Here is a 1,004-nt window from a genome sequence, read left to right on the forward strand (position 1 = left end):
TGAGAAGCCGGCGGCCACCGCTGCCGCCAAGCCGGCCGTCGCCCAGGCCCAGCCCGTGCGGGCGGCCGAGAAGGCCAAGCCGGTCGTCGTCGCGAGCGCGCCGGCCACCGAGCCCAAGGTCACCGCCGTGCCGAAGGCCGAGGCGGAGCCGACCACGACGGCGAGCCTGCCCAAGGCCGAGGAGGCAGGCGAGAAGGCCGATTTCCGCTGGCCGGCCCGCGGCCGCGTCATCGCCGGCTTCTCCGGCCGCGGCGGCAACGAGGGCATCAATATCGCCGTGCCGGAGGGCACGCCCGTCAAGGCGGCCGAGGGCGGCACCGTCGCCTATGCCGGCAGCGAGCTGAAGGGCTACGGCAATCTCGTCCTGATCCGCCACCCCAACGGCTATGTCTCGGCCTATGCCCATAATGGCGAGCTCAAGGTCAAGCGCGGCGACACGGTCAAGCGCGGCCAGGTCGTCGCCAGTTCCGGCCAGACCGGCAACGTCTCCTCGCCGCAGCTGCATTTCGAGCTGCGGAAGGGTTCGGCGCCGGTCGACCCGACGCCCTATCTCAACAACTGATCACGGGTTTATCTTCGACCGGTCTCCGCGAGACCCCACCGGTCGGAACAAGGCGGGGCGGTCCCAGGAAAGGCCGCCCCGCCGCTTTTTTCGCCCTCTCCCCTTGGGGGAGAAGGTGTCTGCGCAGCAGACGGATGAGGGAAAGGTCGCGCAAGCGGCCCTTTCTTGTTTGCGGACGGAGGTTCGGCCCTCATCCGTCACGGCTTCGCCGTGCCACCTTCTCCCCCGAGGGGAGAAGGGAAGAGGCTCACCCCTCGAGCGGCTTGCCGAGGCGCCCGGCGAGGTCCTGGATGAACTGCCAGGCGGTGCGGCCCGAGCGCGAGCCGCGGGTCGTCGCCCATTCCAGCGCCTCGTGGCGCAGCGTCTCGGGGTCGAGCGCCAGGCCGAAATGGCCGACATAGCCGTCGATCATCGCGAGGTATTCGTCCTGGCTGCATTTGTG

The 1,004-nt window shown here is 69.9% G+C and carries 2 protein-coding genes; one reads left to right on the forward strand and one right to left on the reverse strand.

The genetic code is table 11. From position 1 onward, the window contains the following. Window positions 1-562: murein hydrolase activator EnvC family protein (locus Q8M82_RS07040; protein WP_305690665.1), on the forward strand; the 562-nt coding region annotated here is incomplete at its 5' end. Window positions 563-809: 247 nt separating this feature from the next. Here the strand turns inward: Q8M82_RS07040 and Q8M82_RS07045 are convergent. Continuing rightward, a partial coding sequence (locus Q8M82_RS07045) for a DUF815 domain-containing protein (RefSeq protein WP_305690666.1) occupies window positions 810-1,004 on the reverse strand: 195 nt, incomplete at its 5' end.

This window comes from Allobosea sp. (assembly GCF_030694325.1).
Lineage (GTDB): Bacteria > Pseudomonadota > Alphaproteobacteria > Rhizobiales > Beijerinckiaceae > Allobosea.